This is a genomic window from Arthrobacter sp. FW306-1B-F12A (assembly GCF_058781865.1).
On record NZ_JBYSXD010000007.1, the window covers coordinates 122,814 to 141,182 of the forward strand.

Annotated in this window: 18 protein-coding genes; 7 read left to right on the top strand and 11 right to left on the bottom strand. The window is 61.1% G+C overall.

The annotated features are described in order from the left end of the window. The first annotated feature begins 173 nt into the window (after positions 1-173). From AC3WJU_RS06045 to AC3WJU_RS06060, 4 genes are all read left to right on the top strand, one after another. On the top strand, positions 174-1,919 hold the full coding sequence (locus AC3WJU_RS06045; RefSeq protein WP_492259420.1) for a hypothetical protein: 1,746 nt from the start codon (positions 174-176) through the stop codon (positions 1,917-1,919). Positions 1,920-2,140: 221 nt separating this feature from the next. Continuing rightward, positions 2,141-2,503 carry a recombinase family protein gene (locus tag AC3WJU_RS06050; protein ID WP_492259421.1) on the top strand — a complete coding sequence of 121 codons (363 nt, stop codon included), beginning with the start codon at positions 2,141-2,143 and terminating at the stop codon, positions 2,501-2,503. 394 nt (positions 2,504-2,897) lie between these two features. Further along, positions 2,898-6,326, top strand: coding sequence for an NACHT domain-containing protein (locus AC3WJU_RS06055; protein WP_492259422.1), 3,429 nt, complete (start codon positions 2,898-2,900; stop codon positions 6,324-6,326). A 65-nt stretch (positions 6,327-6,391) separates the two neighbouring features. After that, on the top strand, positions 6,392-6,709 hold the full coding sequence (locus AC3WJU_RS06060; protein ID WP_492259423.1) for a hypothetical protein: 318 nt from the start codon (positions 6,392-6,394) through the stop codon (positions 6,707-6,709). Positions 6,710-6,774: 65 nt separating this feature from the next. Here the strand turns inward: AC3WJU_RS06060 and AC3WJU_RS06065 are convergent, their stop codons facing one another. The 6 genes from AC3WJU_RS06065 to AC3WJU_RS06090 all read right to left on the bottom strand — a co-directional run bounded on the left by AC3WJU_RS06065 (position 6,775) and on the right by AC3WJU_RS06090 (position 10,745). Continuing rightward, positions 6,775-7,506, bottom strand: a complete 732-nt coding sequence (locus tag AC3WJU_RS06065) for an RES family NAD+ phosphorylase (protein ID WP_492259424.1) — start codon at positions 7,504-7,506, stop codon at positions 6,775-6,777. Beyond that, the gene (locus AC3WJU_RS06070; RefSeq protein ID WP_492259425.1) at positions 7,503-7,883 is read right to left on the bottom strand and encodes a hypothetical protein; all 381 of its coding nucleotides are present in this window, start codon (positions 7,881-7,883) and stop codon (positions 7,503-7,505) included. Before AC3WJU_RS06070 ends, AC3WJU_RS06065 begins: the two co-directional genes overlap by 4 nt. A 133-nt stretch (positions 7,884-8,016) precedes the next feature. Continuing rightward, positions 8,017-8,349, bottom strand: coding sequence for a hypothetical protein (locus tag AC3WJU_RS06075; RefSeq protein WP_492259426.1), 333 nt, complete (start codon positions 8,347-8,349; stop codon positions 8,017-8,019). Between the two features lie 258 nt (positions 8,350-8,607). Further along, positions 8,608-8,790: a hypothetical protein gene (locus AC3WJU_RS06080; protein WP_492259427.1), complete on the bottom strand. Its 183-nt coding sequence runs from the start codon at positions 8,788-8,790 to the stop codon at positions 8,608-8,610. A gap of 935 nt (positions 8,791-9,725) precedes the next feature. Next, positions 9,726-10,241 (bottom strand): hypothetical protein, encoded by a 516-nt coding sequence (locus tag AC3WJU_RS06085; protein ID WP_492259428.1) that lies wholly within the window; start codon positions 10,239-10,241, stop codon positions 9,726-9,728. A gap of 12 nt (positions 10,242-10,253) precedes the next feature. Next, the gene (locus AC3WJU_RS06090; protein ID WP_492259429.1) at positions 10,254-10,745 is read right to left on the bottom strand and encodes a hypothetical protein; all 492 of its coding nucleotides are present in this window, start codon (positions 10,743-10,745) and stop codon (positions 10,254-10,256) included. Positions 10,746-10,852: 107 nt separating this feature from the next. On the opposite strand from AC3WJU_RS06090, the gene AC3WJU_RS06095 reads away from it, so the two are divergent. Then, complete coding sequence (locus AC3WJU_RS06095; protein ID WP_492259430.1) at positions 10,853-11,470, top strand: hypothetical protein; 618 nt, start codon at positions 10,853-10,855, stop codon at positions 11,468-11,470. Positions 11,471-11,508: 38 nt separating this feature from the next. Here AC3WJU_RS06095 and AC3WJU_RS06100 read toward each other — a convergent pair whose 3' ends face one another. Further along, complete coding sequence (locus AC3WJU_RS06100; RefSeq protein WP_492259431.1) at positions 11,509-11,820, bottom strand: hypothetical protein; 312 nt, start codon at positions 11,818-11,820, stop codon at positions 11,509-11,511. A gap of 654 nt (positions 11,821-12,474) precedes the next feature. Between AC3WJU_RS06100 and AC3WJU_RS06105 the strand changes: the two genes are divergently transcribed. Further along, complete coding sequence (locus AC3WJU_RS06105; protein WP_492259432.1) at positions 12,475-12,891, top strand: hypothetical protein; 417 nt, start codon at positions 12,475-12,477, stop codon at positions 12,889-12,891. 370 nt (positions 12,892-13,261) lie between these two features. Here AC3WJU_RS06105 and AC3WJU_RS06110 read toward each other — a convergent pair whose 3' ends face one another. The 4 genes from AC3WJU_RS06110 to AC3WJU_RS06125 all read right to left on the bottom strand — a co-directional run bounded on the left by AC3WJU_RS06110 (position 13,262) and on the right by AC3WJU_RS06125 (position 16,001). Further along, positions 13,262-13,936 carry a hypothetical protein gene (locus AC3WJU_RS06110; RefSeq protein WP_492259433.1) on the bottom strand — a complete coding sequence of 225 codons (675 nt, stop codon included), beginning with the start codon at positions 13,934-13,936 and terminating at the stop codon, positions 13,262-13,264. Next, positions 13,933-14,166 carry a hypothetical protein gene (locus AC3WJU_RS06115; RefSeq protein ID WP_492259434.1) on the bottom strand — a complete coding sequence of 78 codons (234 nt, stop codon included), beginning with the start codon at positions 14,164-14,166 and terminating at the stop codon, positions 13,933-13,935. The genes AC3WJU_RS06110 and AC3WJU_RS06115 overlap by 4 nt, the downstream gene beginning before the upstream one ends. A 410-nt stretch (positions 14,167-14,576) precedes the next feature. Beyond that, positions 14,577-14,720: a hypothetical protein gene (locus AC3WJU_RS06120; protein ID WP_492259435.1), complete on the bottom strand. Its 144-nt coding sequence runs from the start codon at positions 14,718-14,720 to the stop codon at positions 14,577-14,579. 867 nt (positions 14,721-15,587) lie between these two features. Beyond that, positions 15,588-16,001, bottom strand: coding sequence for a hypothetical protein (locus AC3WJU_RS06125; RefSeq protein WP_492259436.1), 414 nt, complete (start codon positions 15,999-16,001; stop codon positions 15,588-15,590). 309 nt (positions 16,002-16,310) lie between these two features. Here AC3WJU_RS06125 and AC3WJU_RS06130 point away from each other — a divergent pair, with 309 nt between their 5' ends. Continuing rightward, entirely contained in the window at positions 16,311-17,669 is a 1,359-nt protein-coding gene (locus AC3WJU_RS06130) for a hypothetical protein (RefSeq protein WP_492259437.1), read from the top strand. The last annotated feature ends 700 nt before the right edge of the window (positions 17,670-18,369 follow it).

Here is an 18,369-nt window from a genome sequence, read left to right on the forward strand (position 1 = left end):
TTTGCCTGATAACGGTGGTCAGCATGGCGGCGCTAACGGCCTGCACCGCGTCTCCTCCGCAGAAACCTGCCGCGAGCACCGGAACACTTTCTAGCCAGTCCGAGGCCCAGGTGAGCTTTCCCGGAAGTTCCGGACTTTCCGCCGGAACGACGAACCATCCCGAGACTCCAGACATGGCGGCCGCTGCCCCTCCCCAATCGTCCTTGGACAAGGTCGTGGACCTCGAAATGCGGACCGGCACGTTCCCCTCGGCCGGCGCCATGCTGACGTTCACATTTGACCAAGCCGTGCCGAACGAGAAAGCTGCGTTCATCGCCAGCTGGGACACCCGCAACCTCGCTTGGATTCCCTTGGCAAGTTCTCTGTCTTCGGACCGAAAGACCGTCAGCGCAAAGCTGGCACACTTTTCCACCTACGGTCTCTTCGACATCGTGAGCAACACAATCGGAAAACTCATCGGTGCCCGGACGACCGCGCCCGACTGCCCGAGTCCGCCGCCAACGTGGGATGACAACTCCGTCCAGTTCTACAACGACATCAACGGACCCGTACTCTGGTGCGCGACGTCTGACCCCGCCAACCCGGACAACCTGGAAATTCGGCTCAAGCTGAACCGCGGCGCGGCGGCTTCCATCACAACAGCGATCAAGCCAGTCTGGGCGCAGAGCGACCTGTGGCAAGGTGTCACCCCCGAAACGTGGGCGACGATGGTGCTGAGCGGTCCCGACGCGCTGATTCCAAATCAGGACACGTACTTCATCCAGCCGACCGGTGAGTTCGCGTTCCGCTTCAACAAGTCGGACTTGCTCAACTTCTGGCACTCGAATCGAACCAAGCCGCTCATTGAGGTTGACACAACTGTTCCGTACATTCTTGCCGGGCTGCTCTACAACGCGGTATCGAGCGATGCTTCGGCAGTTCCTGCGCTTTCCCTCGTCACGGCGACAACGGCCGTGACCCAGTGCGCGTCAGACATCTATACGTCCGGAGGAGATCTGGCGCTCTCCAGCACGTCGGTAAACTCCGTAGTCTCTGAACTCCCGGCGCTAATGGGAACACTCGCATCCTGTCTTGCTGGCCAAAGCGATTCCGTGGCTCAGGCAGCTGCGAAGTACTGGGCGACCAGAAATCCTGCGTCAACCCTCACCGAGATCGCGAATACGGCTCATCGAGTGGCAAAAGGCATCCTGGTATGGGCGCAGATCTACGCAGCCGTCCAAGTATTGGCTCCCGTCGCCGACGCGCTCACCGACCTGTTACTGGATCCCATTGCACGGCAGTTCGAATTCCAGCCTAGCGATCAAGCCCTCAAAGATTTTCTTGGTCCATTGACGACAGACCTTTACTCCGGAACCTTCCACACGGGATACCTGCTCCAACCAGGGGCGCCCACACTATCTCCGTTGCGCGCGTCAATCAGCCTGCGGTACCCTCACGGCTGGACACCATCACTGGTGCGTTTTGGGCGCACCACGGATGACTCTCTAACTTTCCTGAATCCCCAAGGGAAGGAGGAAGTCACGTTCGACTTCCGCTCTGACAGAGAAGGTGCCGGCGGCGCCGCCCTCGTTCAATATCTAGAAAATACCCCTGTCACCATTCCTGGCATTCCCGGGGAGGGGCCTGGTTTCCACACCGCGTTTGTCGCCATGCTCTACAGCGGCCTGGGGCTGCCCTCCGGTATGAATTACGGTGTCGACCTGCTTCTCTCAGACGAACAACCCGCCAGCCCCTCTGCCCAAGGGGAAGCAGGCGTCGGCGCGAGCCTGCTGAGTGCAACGAATGGGGTCTTTGTGGGGCTCTATTCCCAGCATGGATTCGCGACGGAGCAGGAAGCTCGCGACTACGTCAACTCGGAGGAATACAAGCAGATCAAAGCGTTGCTATTCTCCGTTTCGATCAGGACTTGGTCGGAGTAGCTCACGGTAATGAAATCTCTATCTGATCAAAACCCGAGTACGCCAAGAATGTCTGCGAGACGACACTAAGGTCTCACAGACTCTAGCTTGGTGCAACGTGCTCTCAACCACCCGAACCCAGCCAAATACCGGCAAAAAGTGTCTCACCAAGTCTGTCTCACTTGTGCTGTCTCACGAACCCTCGAGGGAAAATGACACACCCCCGGATCTAGCATCGGGGCATGGGACTTCTACTCGGATATGCCCGGACGTCGACCACCGACCAGCACGGCCAGATGCAATTCGACGCGCTCCTCGAAGCCGGCGTCAAGGAGGAGCGCATCTACTTCGACCAGCTATCCGGAACGAAATCGGCACGCGAACGGCCGGCGCTGAGCAAGCTCCTGGGCTACGCCCGCGAAGGGGATACCATCCTCGTCTACCGGATCGACCGCCTGGGCCGCTCCCTGATCGATGTCCTCAATACAGTCGCGGAGATGCAGGAACGCGGGATCGGGCTGCGGTCCCTCATTGACGGCATCGATCCCTCCACAGCCTCCGTTCTGCGAAGGTCTAGCCGATGTCTCATGCAGAGTACGGCGTGAGGATAGGTTCGGCTCGAAATACGGCAATTTGGTCCCCATGGACTCAGGCAACTTTCCCAGGCCGCGACCGGCGTCAAATCCATTCGCTGTAGCACCGAGGCCTGGTGGCCCCCGCCCATCAAACAGGAGTCCAAAACGGCAGCCTCAACCGGGGTCCCCGCGGACTAAACGGGCGGCCTCGGAGCAGCCAGGCAACTCATTCAAGTATTTGTACTCGCGGCTCAGCGAAGGGGCCTTCCAGCAACTTTGCGGCGCTCTGCTTCGCCTCAAATACGACCCCGTTCAGTGCTTTCCCGTCGGCATGTCGGATGGCGGTATCGATGCGATCTCGAATGGCAGCGTCGTTTACCAAGTCAAGTGGTCCAGCAAAGTGCAGCAGAATCCTCACACTTGGTTGAAGTCCGCCATCGATGGCGAACGGGAAAAGATCCAAAAACTGGTGCGCGAAAAGAGAATCTCTCGCTACATCCTGATGACCTCTGTGGCGGGGACGACGACCGGGAACGACACCGGAAGTATGCAAAAACTGCAGGTGTCCCTGGATGAGTTGACGAAGGAATTCGGGATTCCTGTTGAGTGCTGGTGGCAGGCAGACATCGACGCCGAAGTCGATGCAGCTCCGGACTCCATTAAGTGGTCGTACCAGGAGATGCTGGCGGGATCTGAGGCTATCCGCTACCTCATATTCGCGGCCCGCGCGGAGGGGGCAGCTCACGAGATGCGTGAGACGATTCTCAAGGTAATAGCTTCGCAGTGGGGAGACGACTCGAAAATCAAATTCTCGCAGCTCGACATGGATCGGGTGGACATCACTGAGCTCTTCATAGATGTGAAAGCGAAGCGAATTCAGCAGCCGGGGTCTTCAAAGGAGCGTTTCTACGCGGACCACGAGGGGGTAAGCGAGAATACCGGTGCGGTCAGCTACATGCTCAATTCCCTGTTTCCCTTAACTTATCTCCTTGGTGTTCCAGGGCAGGGAAAGTCTACTCTGGGCCAGTACCTCTGCCAGAGCCACCGAGCCGCAATTGCCCCGGACCTTGCGGCAACAGCGACTGATTTGCCGACGGTAATAGACCCGAAGCTTCCATTGCGCCTGGATCTCACAGACTATGCAATGTGGCTTTCGGGACGGGACCCGTTTGGCGAGGAGGACCTGGACCGTAAGCCCCGTGACCGTCGCAAGGACCACCGTTCCCTGGAGCTGTTCCTTGTTTTGCTATGCACTTTTCACAGTGGCGGTCGACAGGTAACGGTGGAGCGCCTGCAAAGTCTTCTGGATAGGTACCCAAGCCTTCTGGTGTTCGACGGTCTCGATGAGGTCGCCGATCCGCGGCTTCGCAAAATCGTGGTTGAAGAGATTAACCGATTCTCCCTACGGATGGGTCGCTCAGAAGCAAAGAGACGTTTTCAAATTCTGGTTACGGCAAGGCCCAATGCGTCGAGTCTTCCTGAGCCGGACAAAGAGATTTTTCAAACTCTTGAGCTGTGCCCTCTGGACGTCACTCTGCAGCGTCAGTTCGTGAACCGCTGGGCCGATTTAAATGGCATACGTGGAATGGCGCTGACAAAACTCAGACGAACATTCGAAGAGCGGACGACCTACGATCATGTAGCTCAACTCGCTGACAACCCGATGCAATTGACCATTCTGCTGTTCCTGATCAGCAGAAAAGGTGATGCCGTACCCATCAGCAGAACACCGCTTTACTCCGATTACATGGACACCTTCATGGACAGGGAGGTGAGCAGGCAGCAGATCCAACGCGATCATGTTCCCCACGTCATCGAGGTAACGTCTTTCCTAGGGTGGCATATGCAATCTGGGGTGGAGGGGAAGCGCGGGGCTGACCGAATGACGCTGCAGGCGATCCAAGACACGCTCTACTTATACTTCCGTCGAACTGGTGGGCCCGTTGAGCGTGCTGGAGAACTCTTTCAGGCAGTGACAGACCGTTTTTGGGCACTAACCAGCAAGTCCGAGGGAACCTTTGAGTTTGCGGTGCAGCCTGTCCGCGAATACTTTGCAGCAAGATTCCTCGCCGAGTGGGCTGGGGACGATAGTAAGGAGCCGCTATCGAAATCCGACGTCCTACGGCAGCTAATCAAGAGGAACTACTGGCTGAACACAGCTAGGTTCTACGCCGGCTTCGCCAATCCAAATGAGCTTGCAAGCCTTAGATACGGGTTTGACGAGGCCCTGGCCGAGGCCCGGCATCCTTTGCAGGAACGTGTAGCAGTGTGGACGATACTGAGTGACGGAATATTCACTAACAAAACAGCCGTTCAACGCGATGTTGCGAGACTACTGACCGACGATCTCACCGTAAGGCTGGCCACAAATCAGAGGGAAAGCAGCAACGTTCTTCCGCGTTTAGCAGCCGCCTCTGGAAGGGATGAACTGAAGCGGGCCCTGCTCACTGACATTGAACGGGCACCGGACGCCGTTATGTCTTCAGCCCGGGTCGACATGCTACGACAGCATTCCCTTATCAGCGGCAAAGAGTTTGCGGAGTGGTGGCTAACCAGAGCTACGGCTGCTCTGGGTACTCCACTAGAGTCTGCCTGGCTTGCCCTTGGCGGGAGGTTCGGAGTTCCGAAGATTACTCCTCCTGCCACCGACCGCCTTCAGCTCATCGACGCGAACGCTTGTCGATCGGCAATGCTGGCGGGGGCGTCGCCTGCTAAGGGAACCGCCCAGGACAACAAACTGCTCCGCTCCGTCCTTGACGGCTGGTGTTCTGAAGTGGAGACAACCAGCTCTACCCACGCTGGCAATCTGCTCCGCAGCATGCGGCCCTTTTGGTTCATCCGGCTGGCTGAGGCGGGCCGGGAAGGGTACGCCTTTGCATCGGGCCATTTTTGGACGAACGAACCGGAACGGTCCTCGCGGTCGGAGGTATTTAAGGCTCTCGTCGAAGCGGATGCTGGATACAAGCGTCTCCAGCAGGCGGCGCGATCCCAGTCGATGGGGCAAAAGGGCACGACGGAGCCCTGGCAGAACGCAGCGCGAGAACTGGCACGGCTGCACGGGCCATGTTGGCTGGCAGCAGACATAGCCATTATTGGCGCTGCGACTCAGACGACGAGAGCGGAGGGATCAGTCGATAAGGAGGGCCAACCGTTCGGCCCCGTCACAGACTATGGCACCCTCGTCATGCACCTCCGCAGGGGACAGCCGGCAGACTGGTGGCAGACCACTTTCGAGCGGTACCAGGATTCGCTTTCGAGGAGGACATGGGCTTTTGCCCTTCTGGCCACAGCGACGGAAGACATCGTGCTGGAACACATGGCCAAGGCTGCAGCGGTTCTGGACGCAGCATCGTCCGACGATTTTGATGCATTTGCCATGTCAACAAGCCGGCTCGGGGCAACGCGTATCCCGCGACGGCTTGGGAGCAGTGCCCTGGCCGCCGCGGCCCGGCACACAGACCGGCTGGCGCTCGTCGTTTCTCATTTTGCAGCCGAGCACGAGGGGCGTGATCCACTGGAACCATTGACGGACGGGCAACTCCTAGGCATGTCATCGTCGGCGCCTCACCATTGGAGTGTCGCCCGTGCGGTCACTGACCGTCTGCTTCGGTCGTGTAACGAGACGCTTTTGGGAGCCTTGGCCAATTTGGGGCCGGATTGCCTGGTCAGCCTCGGGTACGTGGAGTCGCCGGCGGACGCAAGGGTTACAGAGCGCGTCCTGCAGAACCCTGCTATCTACCCAGGGTCTTGGGTTCGGGCAGCAGAAAGCTGGTACTCCTCGTCCAACAGCGAATCCCCGCTGGCAGAAGAAGCTTCGGACAATGCCTGGGTGCCCGACGTTCCGCGCATATGATCCGTTTCTGCGAACACCGGCCCTGTCTCATCTAGATTGTCAGAGGGTCTCCCTACGCTCTGGGCATGACCTCTTCGAACGCCTCGAAGCCCGCACTGAGGATCTTCAAAGCAGACCTCACTGGGGCGGCGCAGTGGCCTCTCCCTGACGGCACGTGGCTTAGTCGGCATCGGATAGAGAAGCTGGGCATTGAGGACAAGCAACCTGTCCTTCTGGACGATCAGTTACGCCCGAGCGGTCTTCTGGCCGAGTACATCCGGGAAGGGAACATGGATCTCGAACCGGAAACAGCCAGCCAGTACGCCTATGAACTTCGGAAGCTCGGAGAGTTCCTTGAGACCAGAGACGACTTTCTCGAGGAGTCCTTCAGGGTCGGGGTCTGATGGACTTCATGTGTGCGGAAGGGACGGGGAGGCTCCCCGTCGCCGGGGTTCGATGGCTGATCCGATCAGCTGACTTGGACTCCGGTGCGTCGGATTGCCTCGATTAGGTCGGGGTCATTCGTCGAGAATTCCGTTCCGTTGCACGTGCAGCCATTGTTCGGTTCGTCAATGAAGGCGGCGTAGCAGAAGTCATTGTCGGAGAAACCGAACTTGGACGGGTACCTCAACCCGGCAGGCCGGCTGCCGTCGTCGAGTCGCTGGGCCCTGATCCACTGTGCAACCGAAGTCGTGACCGCCCGGTCATCCCCGGTGAGGTCGGCCACTGTCATCCGGTCGGCTGCGGCAATGCCGGAGGCTTTGATGGCGACGACCGAGTCGGGGTGGGTCAGGTCGATCCACGGCTGGGTCGGGAAATCGAGCCGGTAGATTTCCCGGTCCAGCCGCCAGTCCGGGTCCATGCCGTCGACGGGCAAGCCGGCTAGACGCAGGTCGTCGAGGAGCTCGGGGAGTTCAACACCGAGGAAGCGCGCTTCTTCAGCGAGGCCGGAGTAGTCCTGCGCGGAGGGGGCCTTGAACGCCAAGGACTCGGTGAAGGCGGTGGCTCGTTGGTCGGCGCCGTAGATGGTCAGGCCCGGGGTGTCGAACCGGTTCCAGTCCCTTCGGTCAACTACCGGGTCGTCAGGACGCTCTCTCGGGTTCAGCGGGCCGCGCCCCGGCTTACAGACGGAGACCCGGTACATGGCGACGGGCCCCTCGATGATGGAGAGGCCCGTCAGAGCGCATTGTCGTCGGTTCATCCGTCGTAGGCGTCTTCCAGCAGCGCCTTGGCGGCGGCCGCCGTTTCCTGGAACCGGTCTTCGCGAATCGCCTTGATGGGGGACTCGTATCCGAGGCGGGGGTTAATGGAAAGGGCCCATGCCTGGGCGACCTTCTTCCCTTGGGCGCCTTCGATTTCACTCAAGATGTCATGGGCGAACCGGAGACGCTGCTGGGCAGGCTGGGTCGGTTCCAGGACGCCCCGGGCCCATTTGCGGACCTGGCCAGGATCCTGAACGCCGGCGAGGGACGCAACGAGCTTGGAAGTCAAGACATCGCAGAGTTCCTGTACCACCTCGGAGGTCTCCATAAAGAGGGACTGGGCCCGATGCCTCGGTCCTCCTGGTGCAATCGACATCTTCCTCACCTTCCTCTCGAAGTCCCAAGCATACTCAGAAAACCCGGTTCATGCCAGATCCATGCCTGACTTATGCCCGCACTGTGCCCGCACTGCTTTTGAGTGGATAGCAGAGGGCTTCCGGAACGGATACCTAGGCCGCGGACAGATGGGCGATCGGGTGCTGCTGGAGGTCGGTCAGATGGGTTCGGACCAGGGCGTCGACGGCGTTGAACCGGGTCGTGCCGTGCTGCTTGATTCCGGCACCGATCCGGTCCGGGATCCAGTCGCGGACAGTGCTGTTGGGCTTGAGCGTTCCCGTGACGGAACCGATGCGTTCACCATCGAGGTAGACGTCGGCGCTGGTCAGGGAGGCCGACCCTTCGCCGGTTTTGCGGTCCGGTCCGAGTTCGGCGGTGCGTGTCCGGTACCAGGCCGGCTTGTTTAGTTTGCCGGGGGTCACCGGCTTCAGCTTGATCTCAGACATGCAACCCATGTGTACGGCGAACATAAGAGCGCTCACCCGGGGGAGGCAGTGCTGACGGGGAGCTACCTACTTTTGATGCCGTACCGGATAGCCGAGCTCTTCGGCGGGAAGCCCCGCTGCGAGGCGGCGCGAGTCCTCCTCGCGGAGCTTATCGACCAGATGAGCACCGGGATCGCCTGGGCAGTTAACAGGCGACGAGAATCCAAAGGTTACATGTGGATGGGTGTTGTCGGTGTGCGCGGAGCTGGTCGTCGCGGTCTACGAGGTGCCGGTCAACGGGATGGCGACGCTCAGCTGGTTGACCGCACTGTCGTAGCTGTATGTGGTGGCGGTGCCCGGCGCGTCGGTGGCGGTGGTGATCTGGTTAAAACGATGGCCGTGGATCTTCCAGCGTCCGGATCGCTTTTTCGTTCGCTTTGATCCCCGCTGGTTGTAGACCAACTAACCCGAGAGATTGGATCCGCCACGTCAGTGATCGGTCTGGGCCTTCATTGAGCAAAGGGGTCTCGAGTTGATAACTTGTCCTGCCTAAGTGTCGGCGTTGCAGCAACGTCGTTGGTCCGACCGATTCACGAGGTACCGAAGCCACTTCGACGGGAGCTATGACACCCTTCCAAATAGAGATTCCGCTTGCTGAGATCAAAATGATCGGGTTTGCGAGGGCGATTGAAACAGGCTCCCCGTTTGTCGAATAGGGTGTAAGTGCACGCAGAAACGTCGAGTCTACTCTCGCGATGAAAGCAGTCCCTTTGTGAGCCAACGGCAGCCGCATGACGAGGCGTCGGGCACGAAGCTTCATGAGTGAGAATGTCCACGTCACGAGTACCATGAGGCAACCCGTCCAGAGGACAACTGTCGAGAAGATGAGTAGGTTTTGACTCGCCCGATCAGGATTTGCAGAAGTTTGCGCGAGAATCCTGAGGGCTGCAGTGAGCATCAGGAAGAGGCCGAGCGGTGAAAGGCGTAGCCAGGAACGGAGTTCGCTTCGTTGTCGAGTTTCACTCATCTGCTATCCCCTTCCCCAATTGGGGCGATTCAGCCAGTCATTGAATGAAGTCGCCCATGCCACCCTGTCTGCTGCAAACCCTAGCGCGCCAGCAACCCGAGGAAGCAATTTCACGTGCTTTGCCGCACTTCGGACGTCCACTCCAACCGGACCAGCCACCGCGGCCAGCACGCCTGATCCACAGGAAATGGATGTCCACTCGGCGACGACCAAATTGACATACGAAATGTTGGATTTTTGACGGATCTGCTCGGGGCATGACAATTCGCGGCGAATAGTCATGACGAAAACTGAATATCGACCAGTGGAAGCAAAATCGCTCGGCGCCCAGGTTGCGAGCTGGATGATGTGGCGACTTGTTTTTTGGCTCTCAGCCCGCTGTGGGGTTCGGATTGCGCGTCCAGGGCAGCTCAGCCGCCGGAGTGCCGGGCTCAATGTAGGTCATCGGAGACAAAAACCATTGATCCCGCTGACGGCACCAGATGTTGGTGGGTCCGACCGTGACACCGTCGCCGATAGCTTCCTCGATCGCGGCACGCGCATCGTCCAGGGTCGCGTGGGTGACGATCTCCGGTGTGCGGTTCGAAACCCTGGTGGCGTAGTCAGGGGAGGACTCGGGGCGGGGCGGTCGCACCAGCTTGGGGGCGGCGGCATCAATGAGCACCCACGCTTCGCGGTCCTCATCGAGGACGAGGTGTTCGTAGGCGCCGGTCATGAACTCCCAGACAGCGGAAGTCGTGTAGGTCTCCTCGGATCCGGGCTCGACCCATTCGTTGGATGCCGCTTTCTCGAAGATGGTCGTCAAGGAGTGGGCCGGGCAGACGAGCGAGTTGGTGGCGACGGCTTCGAGGTCCGCTTCGGAGCAGACACTGCGGGATGGTTGCATGGCTTCTTTCCGCTACCAGGGCAGCTGGGACTTGAAGGTCCCCTTAGGGATGCTGAAAAGGGTTTCGAACTTGCCCGTGACGGGGTTCAACTCCTGGATTGACATGTCCACGCTGGCCACGCCGCCGTACATCTGGTGGGAGATCGCTGCTTTCGCGTAGCCCAGGCCGGTGTGCGCCTTCTTGACCGGGCTGCGGCCCGGAATGATGGTCGTCCACGAGCTCGGCATCAACGGCTCGGGCGCGGTTGCCGCGGCATCCCACAGCACCCACGCTTCGGGGGCGTCGGCGCGACAGTGCATGGTCAGGATCGTCCAGGTCTCGTTGATGTTCCACTCGCGAGTGGACCCGAGCCCGACGTAGATGTCGCTGCCTCCATCGTTGGGTGTCATTCCAGCCCACGCTTTGCGATACGCACAGGACGGCAGGCGCGGCGCAGAGACGATCGAGTCGATGCTCAGTGCGGCGAGATCTTCGGGGGTCGTGATGATACGGAAGGGTTCCATGGACCCTATGTGTGGGGCAAACACAGGAAAGCTCCCCGGCGCCGACCGTTGGTGAACCTTGGGCGAATATGTCAAAAGCCCGAACCGCGGAGGGGCCCCGACGGGCTATGCAGAACGACGGCTTCGCCTTAGGGTTGGCGCTAACCATCCAGAAGCCAGGGGTCTCATTGAACATGTATCGCCGGACCAGGGGGATCTCGTCGATAAGAACGACCCCGCTGCAGCTGTTCCTTCTGGTTGTGGCCGTCTTTTCCGCAGCGGCGACCCCGTCCCGGATGCAATTCATCATCTCGGGGGTGGTGCTCGCCCTGGTCGGTGTTGCCGTGGCCTTCACTTCGCTCAGGAAAGAGCGGCCAGTGCCCGAGGTGTTCCTTGAGGAGGAGCACTTCGACGGTGGCGGGACAGTGCGCTCCAAAGGGACGATTTGGGGCGGTCTTTCCGTCCATCCGGTGTTCAGGATGCTGGTGCTCAGTCCCACTCCCGAAGCTCTCAACTTCAGCGTCGCGTACGGCTTGGGGAGGTTCTTCGGGCCATGGACCCTGCAACGGGCCGAGGTCGCCAAGATCGAGCGCGTCGGCACCCGGTTAGCCGCTCACGACGCCATCAGGATCATCCCGGTCAGTGGTCCGCCTTGGTATTTTCTGTCGCGTGAGCCGGGCACTGTGCTGGCCTGTCTGGAAGAGCTTGGCTACCCAGTTGCCATCGACATCGTCAGGTGGCTCTGATCGTAGGATCACAGGAGCCGGCTGCCCGCCCTGCGGGCTCAGCTTTCACTTTCTAGGTTCCGGTAGGCATCGACGGCAGCGTCCTCCTTGGTCCGGCGTTCAGCAGGTGGAGTGCCGGTTCCATCGGTCATCTCGACCGCAAACCAGACGCCGCGGAGCCGGTTGAGACGTGTCTTGGTGAGATCGGCGAAGGCCTTCACTTCGGCTTGGAACTCACGTGTTTCGACGGCAGCGTCGGCGTAACCGGCGTCCTCCAGGGTCTGGGCCATCTTCTCCAGCGCCTCGAGACGCGGAAATACCTCAGCCGCGTCCGTTATGGTGCCGACCAGGTCGAACGCACGTGGGCTCATGGCTTCAGGATCCTTCCGGTCTTCGGATCGATCTGCGGGATGTGAACTGCCCGGGCGAAAGTGTTCGGGCGAGGCTTCGGAACCAGACCAAGGCGGTCCAGCAATCTGGCGGCCGCGTGCGTCGCCCCGCAGCTGGCGAATCCCGTTGACCCGTGTTTCGCAACTGGCTTGGGGACTCGGGTAGGCGGAGACGCGCGGGCCGTTGGCCGGAGTAATGCTGCTGCCGCACCGGAGTTGCCGTCGGGTGTTACCGCCATGGAGAAGCGCAAAGGTGCCCTGCTTGGCCGTCACAGACAGATTTCGGCTTGGCGGGGATGGCCGAACCACGCGACTGGACCATGAAGCGTAAACCGATGTCCCCGGGCTACTTCGGACGAACTGCCGTTGGTGAAAGCGGGGAGATGAAACCGTTCCTGCTCGTTGCCGCAAAACATGCCCATCATGGTGGATGATTCTCAAGCGAGGCACTACGAAGAGCCTCCCGAATCGTGTGGAGGAATCTTGAAAAGACTTGCCGTCGTGGCTGCCGTATGTCTCTGCTTTAGTGCTTCAGCCTGCGCGGCGCCGGCTGCAGGACAATCAGCAGCTGCCGTCACCTCGAGCCCGGCAACACAAGCAAGTCCAACGCCGACGCCAACCCCCACCTCGACTGCGATGAGTAATCAAGCCGCCGGGGCTTACTATCTGTCGGTCGTCTGCAAGACCAATGCCGTCACCGACGACCTCTCGAAAGTCGCCGAAGCGAAACCGTTCGATTTTCCGTCTTCTAAGGCGAAGGCTGCCGTCTTGCGTGACAGCTACCACGAAGCCATAGACAAGCTGACAAGCAAGGATGCTCATTGGCCGGAGACCGTTCAGGCGGACGTGACGGCGTTCGTGGACGGATTGTATGCAGAGGACCTAAGCCCGGTTGCAGCCTTGGCGGAGGCGACCACGGCTACTGAGTTCGTTGCCTCATACAACAGATGGCTGTCCCCAAACGCGCCGGAGACCGCGCATGTTGCATCCCAGAAGATCCGGGTGAAGCTGGGGTTGTCGTCGGACGCAATGGGTACCTGCAGCCTCTCATAGGAAATTGGCCGTGGGTGTAGGCAACCGGGTAGGCCATCAGACGCACGTCTTCCGCGCGGTAGTAGATCCCGTTGCAGCCCGACTTCGATCCGGCTGGGTCATGCCGGATGCGGAGCAGGTAGTCGTGACCCTGGGCGTTCCGGTGGGGCTTCGGGACGAGGTTGCGGGCCTTCTGAAAGGCCGATCTCGCCCATGCGAGGGTGCCAGCGTTTACACTCGATCAACTATCGCCCGGCGTCCGCCTCACGGGAGCTGTAGGCCGAGTGGTGTTGGTCGGGGTCGTCAGGTAGCGTCGCGTCGACGGCGACGATCACGGCGGTAGGTCTGGGGCCCCATGGACCCCATATTCGCGGGAGCCCCGCTCACCGGTTTACTTGCCGGTGAGCTGCTTGTAGTTGCCGGCCTCGATCGTATTGCTGTGCAGGTAGCGTGCTGTCCGTGACTCGTCCCATGGCTTGCCGGCGACGATCAGCTCGGCCCGGTTGATCCAGGCGTCACCGGTGACGGGCACGAACTGGTCTTCCATGCCTTGGAAGAGCCGGCGCCTGTGAATGGCCCAGCGCAGCGCGGACACAGCGATCTTGAAATAGTTCCGGGCCTGCTCGATGTCCAGCTCCGCAGAGAGGACCAGGTTCGATTCGAGCCAGTGCAGTGTCGGATGCCAGCCTTGCGCCGCGATCGCAAGCAAGGTAGCGGACTCGTCAGCCAAGGGGTTGACCAGGGCGGCGAGACCGAGGTCCGAACGCTTGTCCATCGTGGAGGCGTGGACCAGGTCAGTGGCGTCCACCCAGGACCCGAACGGGGTGCCGTCCGGCAGCAGTGCCTTGTCCTTGGAAACGGTGAGGTTCCGCCACGGATCCTCGGGGGCCAGGGAACGGACGATGTCGGAGAGGAAACCGGAAATCCAGGCGGCGCACCACTGGGGCCGGGCAGCGATCAGCGAGATGATCTGGTCGTCGATCTCCTGCCGCGCCTCGGTATCGAGCAGTGGTTCACAGAGGGCAACAACAAATCGGGAAACCCATCCTGTGTACGGCTGACTCATTTTTGCTTCGCTCCGACGGTGTGGGCGAGGTGGATTTCGGCCTTGTGCCCGGCGGCGTTGCCCGGCAGGATCAGGTACCCGTTCAGCCCGGTTCCGTCGCGGCGGGTCAGCAGGGTCGCAGTGCCGGTGTTGGCGACAGCGGACGCGAACGTCCCGGCCCGTTGAGTGTAGGTTGTGGGGTTTGTTTCGATGCCGCCGGCGCGCGCAAGACGGTAAATCAGCTTCTCCATGCCCGTGAACATGCGCAGATTTCGGGGTGGCGGCCCCACAAACCCCAGATGGGCGATTCGGGGCATCGGGCAGCCCGGAAAATGCTGGAAAAACGGCCCTTAACACCGGAAACCCGGTTTTAGGTCCCGCGCCCTCTTCTCCCCTCTCCAACTAGTGGTTTCGGGGCAGGCATTTTGCAGGCTTCAACGTGGCTAGCCTGTCCATCCTTACAGTGTGCGGCTGGATGCCAAATCGGTCAGCGTCGGCAGATGTTGTGACCAATGTGATTGGTGTGGTCTGGGTGGCGCCTGCGGCGGGCCTTTAACGCCTGCCGGCGGCCGTGCCGTGGGTGGAGACAACGTCGCTTGTCTGTCCTGTGGTGCGCGCCTGCGGCGGGCCGTTAACGCCGTTGGCGGACGCTGCGTGCATGTCACCAACCTTTGGGCTGCATGTCCCTGCCGGGGGCGGTCTGCGGCTGGCTGGCTTGGTCCTGCTGGTTGACCAGGGCGCGTCGAAGGGGGAGGCGCTTCGCGCCGGGAAGCTGCGGCTTCTTCATGAGAGTTGGTGCTGTCAAGGGCAGGCGCTTCGCGCCGGTAAACATCCAGGCAGCTGGTTGTTGTCGCGTACCGCCGGCGCATCATCAAGGTCACCGATTCGTCAGCGGCCCGGTCAGCGGACAGCTACCCGGGATCATGAAGCCGTCTGCGGCGCAGCCGCTAGTTTGCGGACCGCCAGCAGACAGCAACAGCGGCCAGTCAGCTCCCCCAGGGCGAAGCCCTGCCAGCCAAGCGAGACGCCAGCGGACCGACCCACAAGAAGCCACCGAGACGGTCCCCGCCCGCCGCCGGGGCCACCGCCCAGAAGACAAGACACCGCCGGTGAGGCCCCCGCACCCGCGGCGCAGCCGCGAGCCACCGGAACGAATGAACGCAGAGCCAGCGATGAGAGGAACGCGACGATCAAGGACGCGCAGCGTCCGAGTCAACACAACCAGCCACCGACACGCACCAGCGGACCGGCGACGCAGTGAGCGCAGCGAACCAGGAACAGGCCCGCGGCCGGAGAAAAGCACCCCGGCTGGCCACGCAGGCGTCCGCGCGCGCAGCGCGCAGCGCCCGCGAAGCGGGTGCCCGCGGCGCAGCCGCAAGGAAACATGAAGGTTCTCTTCACGGAGAGAAACATTCAGCCCCTCGTCACGGTGGACGGACCGTGAAGCGAAGGGGCCAGGGGCGAAGCCCCGAGTCCTCTTAATATGCCTACATTCGGCTTCGCCGACACACGACCACCAGCAGACACGGCTATCGCCGGCACACCGCACCGCCTGCGGCGGCGCGAGGGACGGGCAGTTTGGTGAGTCGCGAGGGTGGGGAGCCACCGCGGTTCTCCAAGTCCAAATGTGGACTTGGAGAAAACTTGGAGTTGGCGGATGGAGCTGTTCGGATCATTGGACCTTCACCGGGATCAGGTCATAGGAGTTGTCGCAGCCGCCGCGCGGCGCGGTGTGTTCGATCTCGTACAGATGATCCGATATGGAACGGTCCGGTTTGGCAGCGACAACGCGGATCCGGGGAACAGGCACCGCAGCGTTATCCGGCTGGGCGAACGGCGGCGTCTGGGGAACCATCCACCGGCCGTTGCTGTCCCGGGTGACCGCCACCGGGTCGCAGCGGTCCTTGACTCCAAAGCAGGCGGACACCTTGGTGCCGGCCGGGAGTCCGGAGAGGTCAAGTTCGACCGGCCCCAGGTTGACGAAGCCGACGGCGGGACAGACTTCCGGGGTGCAGCCGGACGCTGTGAGCACCAACGCCGGGAGCAGCATCAGAAGCAGCAGTCCTGGCAGCGTCCGGTTCTTCATGGCGTCAGCGTAACGCTGCCGGAAATGAAACAGCAGCGCCCCGGCCATGGAAACCGACCGAGGTGGAGAGCAGTCGGACTCTGGCCAATACTTGATGAAGGTGTGGGTGGAGGCCTTGGACACGAAAGGCTCGGTCGTGGGCCTCATGTCTGCGGCAGAACTTACGTCGTTGCCCGCAGATCATTTTGTCGTCACAAGGCCGCGAATCTGTCCGGCGCCGATCCGTCGCGATAACATCAGGCGTCGACCGGTCGTCAATGGACCGTTCGCAGAGGCAGCTGCCTTCTTGACCTTGGAACGGGTGGTGTCGTGGGGACACGTGACGACGTGGTGATTGCTTACACAGGAGCACACCACATCATGGGCAGCGATGCCAGCAGGATCCGTATCTGGAGGCAGACCTGGTTCTGGCGCAGGCGCATAGCTGATTTCCCGTCAACGGCTGAAGGCGAACAGGAAGCGGTCGCGGCCTTCTCCGTCTTGGAACCGCAAGGACTGCTCCTGCCGCCGCCTGGCCGGGTTCTTCGTCGACCCACCACCCTCACCAGGGCCGGGGTGGTCCTCATCGCGGCTCTCGGAGTCGCCGTTCTGGTTGGGGTGGCAGCGGTCGTTCCTACTTTGGCTGGTTCAACGACCTCGGCAACCACTGTGCAGGATCCGAACAGGAACCCCCAGGGAGGCTGGGAGTACACGGATTCCGTGACGGCGATGTTCCTCCAGTGGACCCGCACCTCGTCAACCGTGAAAGGCTCGCTGGCAATCGTTGCCATGGCCAACAGCGCCGCAGAAACAGCGACCACGTCCAACGGAGCTTTCACCGGAACCATTGACGGTGACAGCGCAACGCTATCCTTCACTGGGCTGTTCGGGTCGTCTTCAAACATTGCCGCCAGAATCCAAGGCGACAACCTTGTGCTCTCACTGCCACTGAACGACGGAACCTTGCGTGCGCTGACGATGAAGCCGGCCGCGGCAACGGACTACAACCAGGCAGTCACCACTTTGCAGGGTCAGGCCTCCACCAACCATGCCAACCAGGTCAAGGCTTCGGTGGATGCGGCAAGTGCAGTCGCAGCCCAGGCCGCCCAGGCAGCGGCCAAGTCGAACGCAGACCACGCGGTCGATCAGGCTGCCGCTCGGCTCACAGCCGCGGTTGGTGCTGCTGAGGGCGATGCGAGGACCGTGCGCGGTGACGACAAGACCATCGCCTCGGACCTCGTGTCAGCGCAAAAAGATGTGAGTGCCGTCCAGACGCAAGCCGACACAGTAAAAAATGAAGCCGGCACATCGGCAGGGCAGTACGGGGCCACGTGCCGCGATGCCAGTGCCGCAGACCGCGACGCGGCTGCCGTCGGCCGGGACGCGGACACCGTATCGAGAGATCTCCAGAGCCTGACCACGGACCGGGAAAACCTTTCAAAGGATCTCGCGGCCATCGCCGCGGGTAAGGACGCGCTAGCCAATGCGTTAGCGGCCGACCCTGGATACAGTCCGAGCGGTCAAGTTAGCGTGGCGACGGACGCAGCCATCGCATCCGCCGCTTCGGATGGCCGGACTGCCCTCGACGAAGGCGCAGCGACCTTGAGCTCAGCCCCGACCAAGGCGGAGGAATTGGCGCAGCAGGCACACAACATCGCCGATGGAGCCAAGCTAGCGGGCGGGTGTTGACCGAGCAAGACAAGCCCGAGGCTTGGAGTTCAAACGCACCGAGTTGGGTCCTCCTCACGTGCTCTGGAATCGACGATGGTGAAACGACCGCGGTCTTCTTCTCCACGAGTTCGGTGTAGAGCCTTTGGACGCAGGCCTTCGATGCCGCAGCTGGACGGTTCGTCGGTTCCCAAGTCTCGAAGCGGGCCGCGCCGGTACGAACACTTGGATGCTGTCTCTGGTCAGCACTCCAAAGGCCGTAGCGAGACAAACCACCGCATCCTGGCGCGCGAGTAGCGAGTACAGAATTTTTCGGCGGCGGCAGCTTTGATCGAAAGAACAGCGATTTTCGCCCGTTTTTGGTCGGAATCGTCTCAAATGACCCACACGGACCGACCGGTGGACACGGCCCTGAATCGGCTACATCCCAGTGTTGGCGCGGGTTTTGGGCATGTGGCCACCAAACCGACCAGTGGGAGGTACCCCTATAGGAGAGAAAGAGCAGACATGGGGAAACTAAGAGGGCCCCTATGTAGTAGTAGTTAAATGATCGGTTTGATCGGTTCTATATATAAGGGCCCTCCTTCCCAGTGCTGGCGCGGATCTTGTTGACCCCCAAGTGGTCGCCACCTGGTCGGTTTGGGTCGGTCAACTCGGTTTTCGCCTGTGAGTGCTTTCGGGGCGTGTTGCCGTGGGCTTGGGGTCCCGGCCGGTGCGGGGC

Bases quoted from the DNA above. Each gene is read 5' to 3' on its own strand.
- AC3WJU_RS06045 (WP_492259420.1), top strand. From the start codon at position 174: ATGGCGGCCGCTGCCCCTCCCCAATCGTCCTTGGACAAGGTCGTGGAC.
- AC3WJU_RS06050 (WP_492259421.1), top strand. From the start codon at position 2,141: ATGGGACTTCTACTCGGATATGCCCGGACGTCGACCACCGACCAGCAC.
- AC3WJU_RS06060 (WP_492259423.1), top strand. From the start codon at position 6,392: ATGACCTCTTCGAACGCCTCGAAGCCCGCACTGAGGATCTTCAAAGCA.
- AC3WJU_RS06065 (WP_492259424.1), bottom strand. From the start codon at position 7,506: ATGAACCGACGACAATGCGCTCTGACGGGCCTCTCCATCATCGAGGGG.
- AC3WJU_RS06070 (WP_492259425.1), bottom strand. From the start codon at position 7,883: ATGTCGATTGCACCAGGAGGACCGAGGCATCGGGCCCAGTCCCTCTTT.
- AC3WJU_RS06075 (WP_492259426.1), bottom strand. From the start codon at position 8,349: ATGTCTGAGATCAAGCTGAAGCCGGTGACCCCCGGCAAACTAAACAAG.
- AC3WJU_RS06085 (WP_492259428.1), bottom strand. From the start codon at position 10,241: ATGCAACCATCCCGCAGTGTCTGCTCCGAAGCGGACCTCGAAGCCGTC.
- AC3WJU_RS06090 (WP_492259429.1), bottom strand. From the start codon at position 10,745: ATGGAACCCTTCCGTATCATCACGACCCCCGAAGATCTCGCCGCACTG.
- AC3WJU_RS06095 (WP_492259430.1), top strand. From the start codon at position 10,853: ATGCAGAACGACGGCTTCGCCTTAGGGTTGGCGCTAACCATCCAGAAG.
- AC3WJU_RS06100 (WP_492259431.1), bottom strand. From the start codon at position 11,820: ATGAGCCCACGTGCGTTCGACCTGGTCGGCACCATAACGGACGCGGCT.
- AC3WJU_RS06105 (WP_492259432.1), top strand. From the start codon at position 12,475: ATGAGTAATCAAGCCGCCGGGGCTTACTATCTGTCGGTCGTCTGCAAG.
- AC3WJU_RS06110 (WP_492259433.1), bottom strand. From the start codon at position 13,936: ATGAGTCAGCCGTACACAGGATGGGTTTCCCGATTTGTTGTTGCCCTC.
- AC3WJU_RS06115 (WP_492259434.1), bottom strand. From the start codon at position 14,166: ATGGAGAAGCTGATTTACCGTCTTGCGCGCGCCGGCGGCATCGAAACA.
- AC3WJU_RS06125 (WP_492259436.1), bottom strand. From the start codon at position 16,001: ATGAAGAACCGGACGCTGCCAGGACTGCTGCTTCTGATGCTGCTCCCG.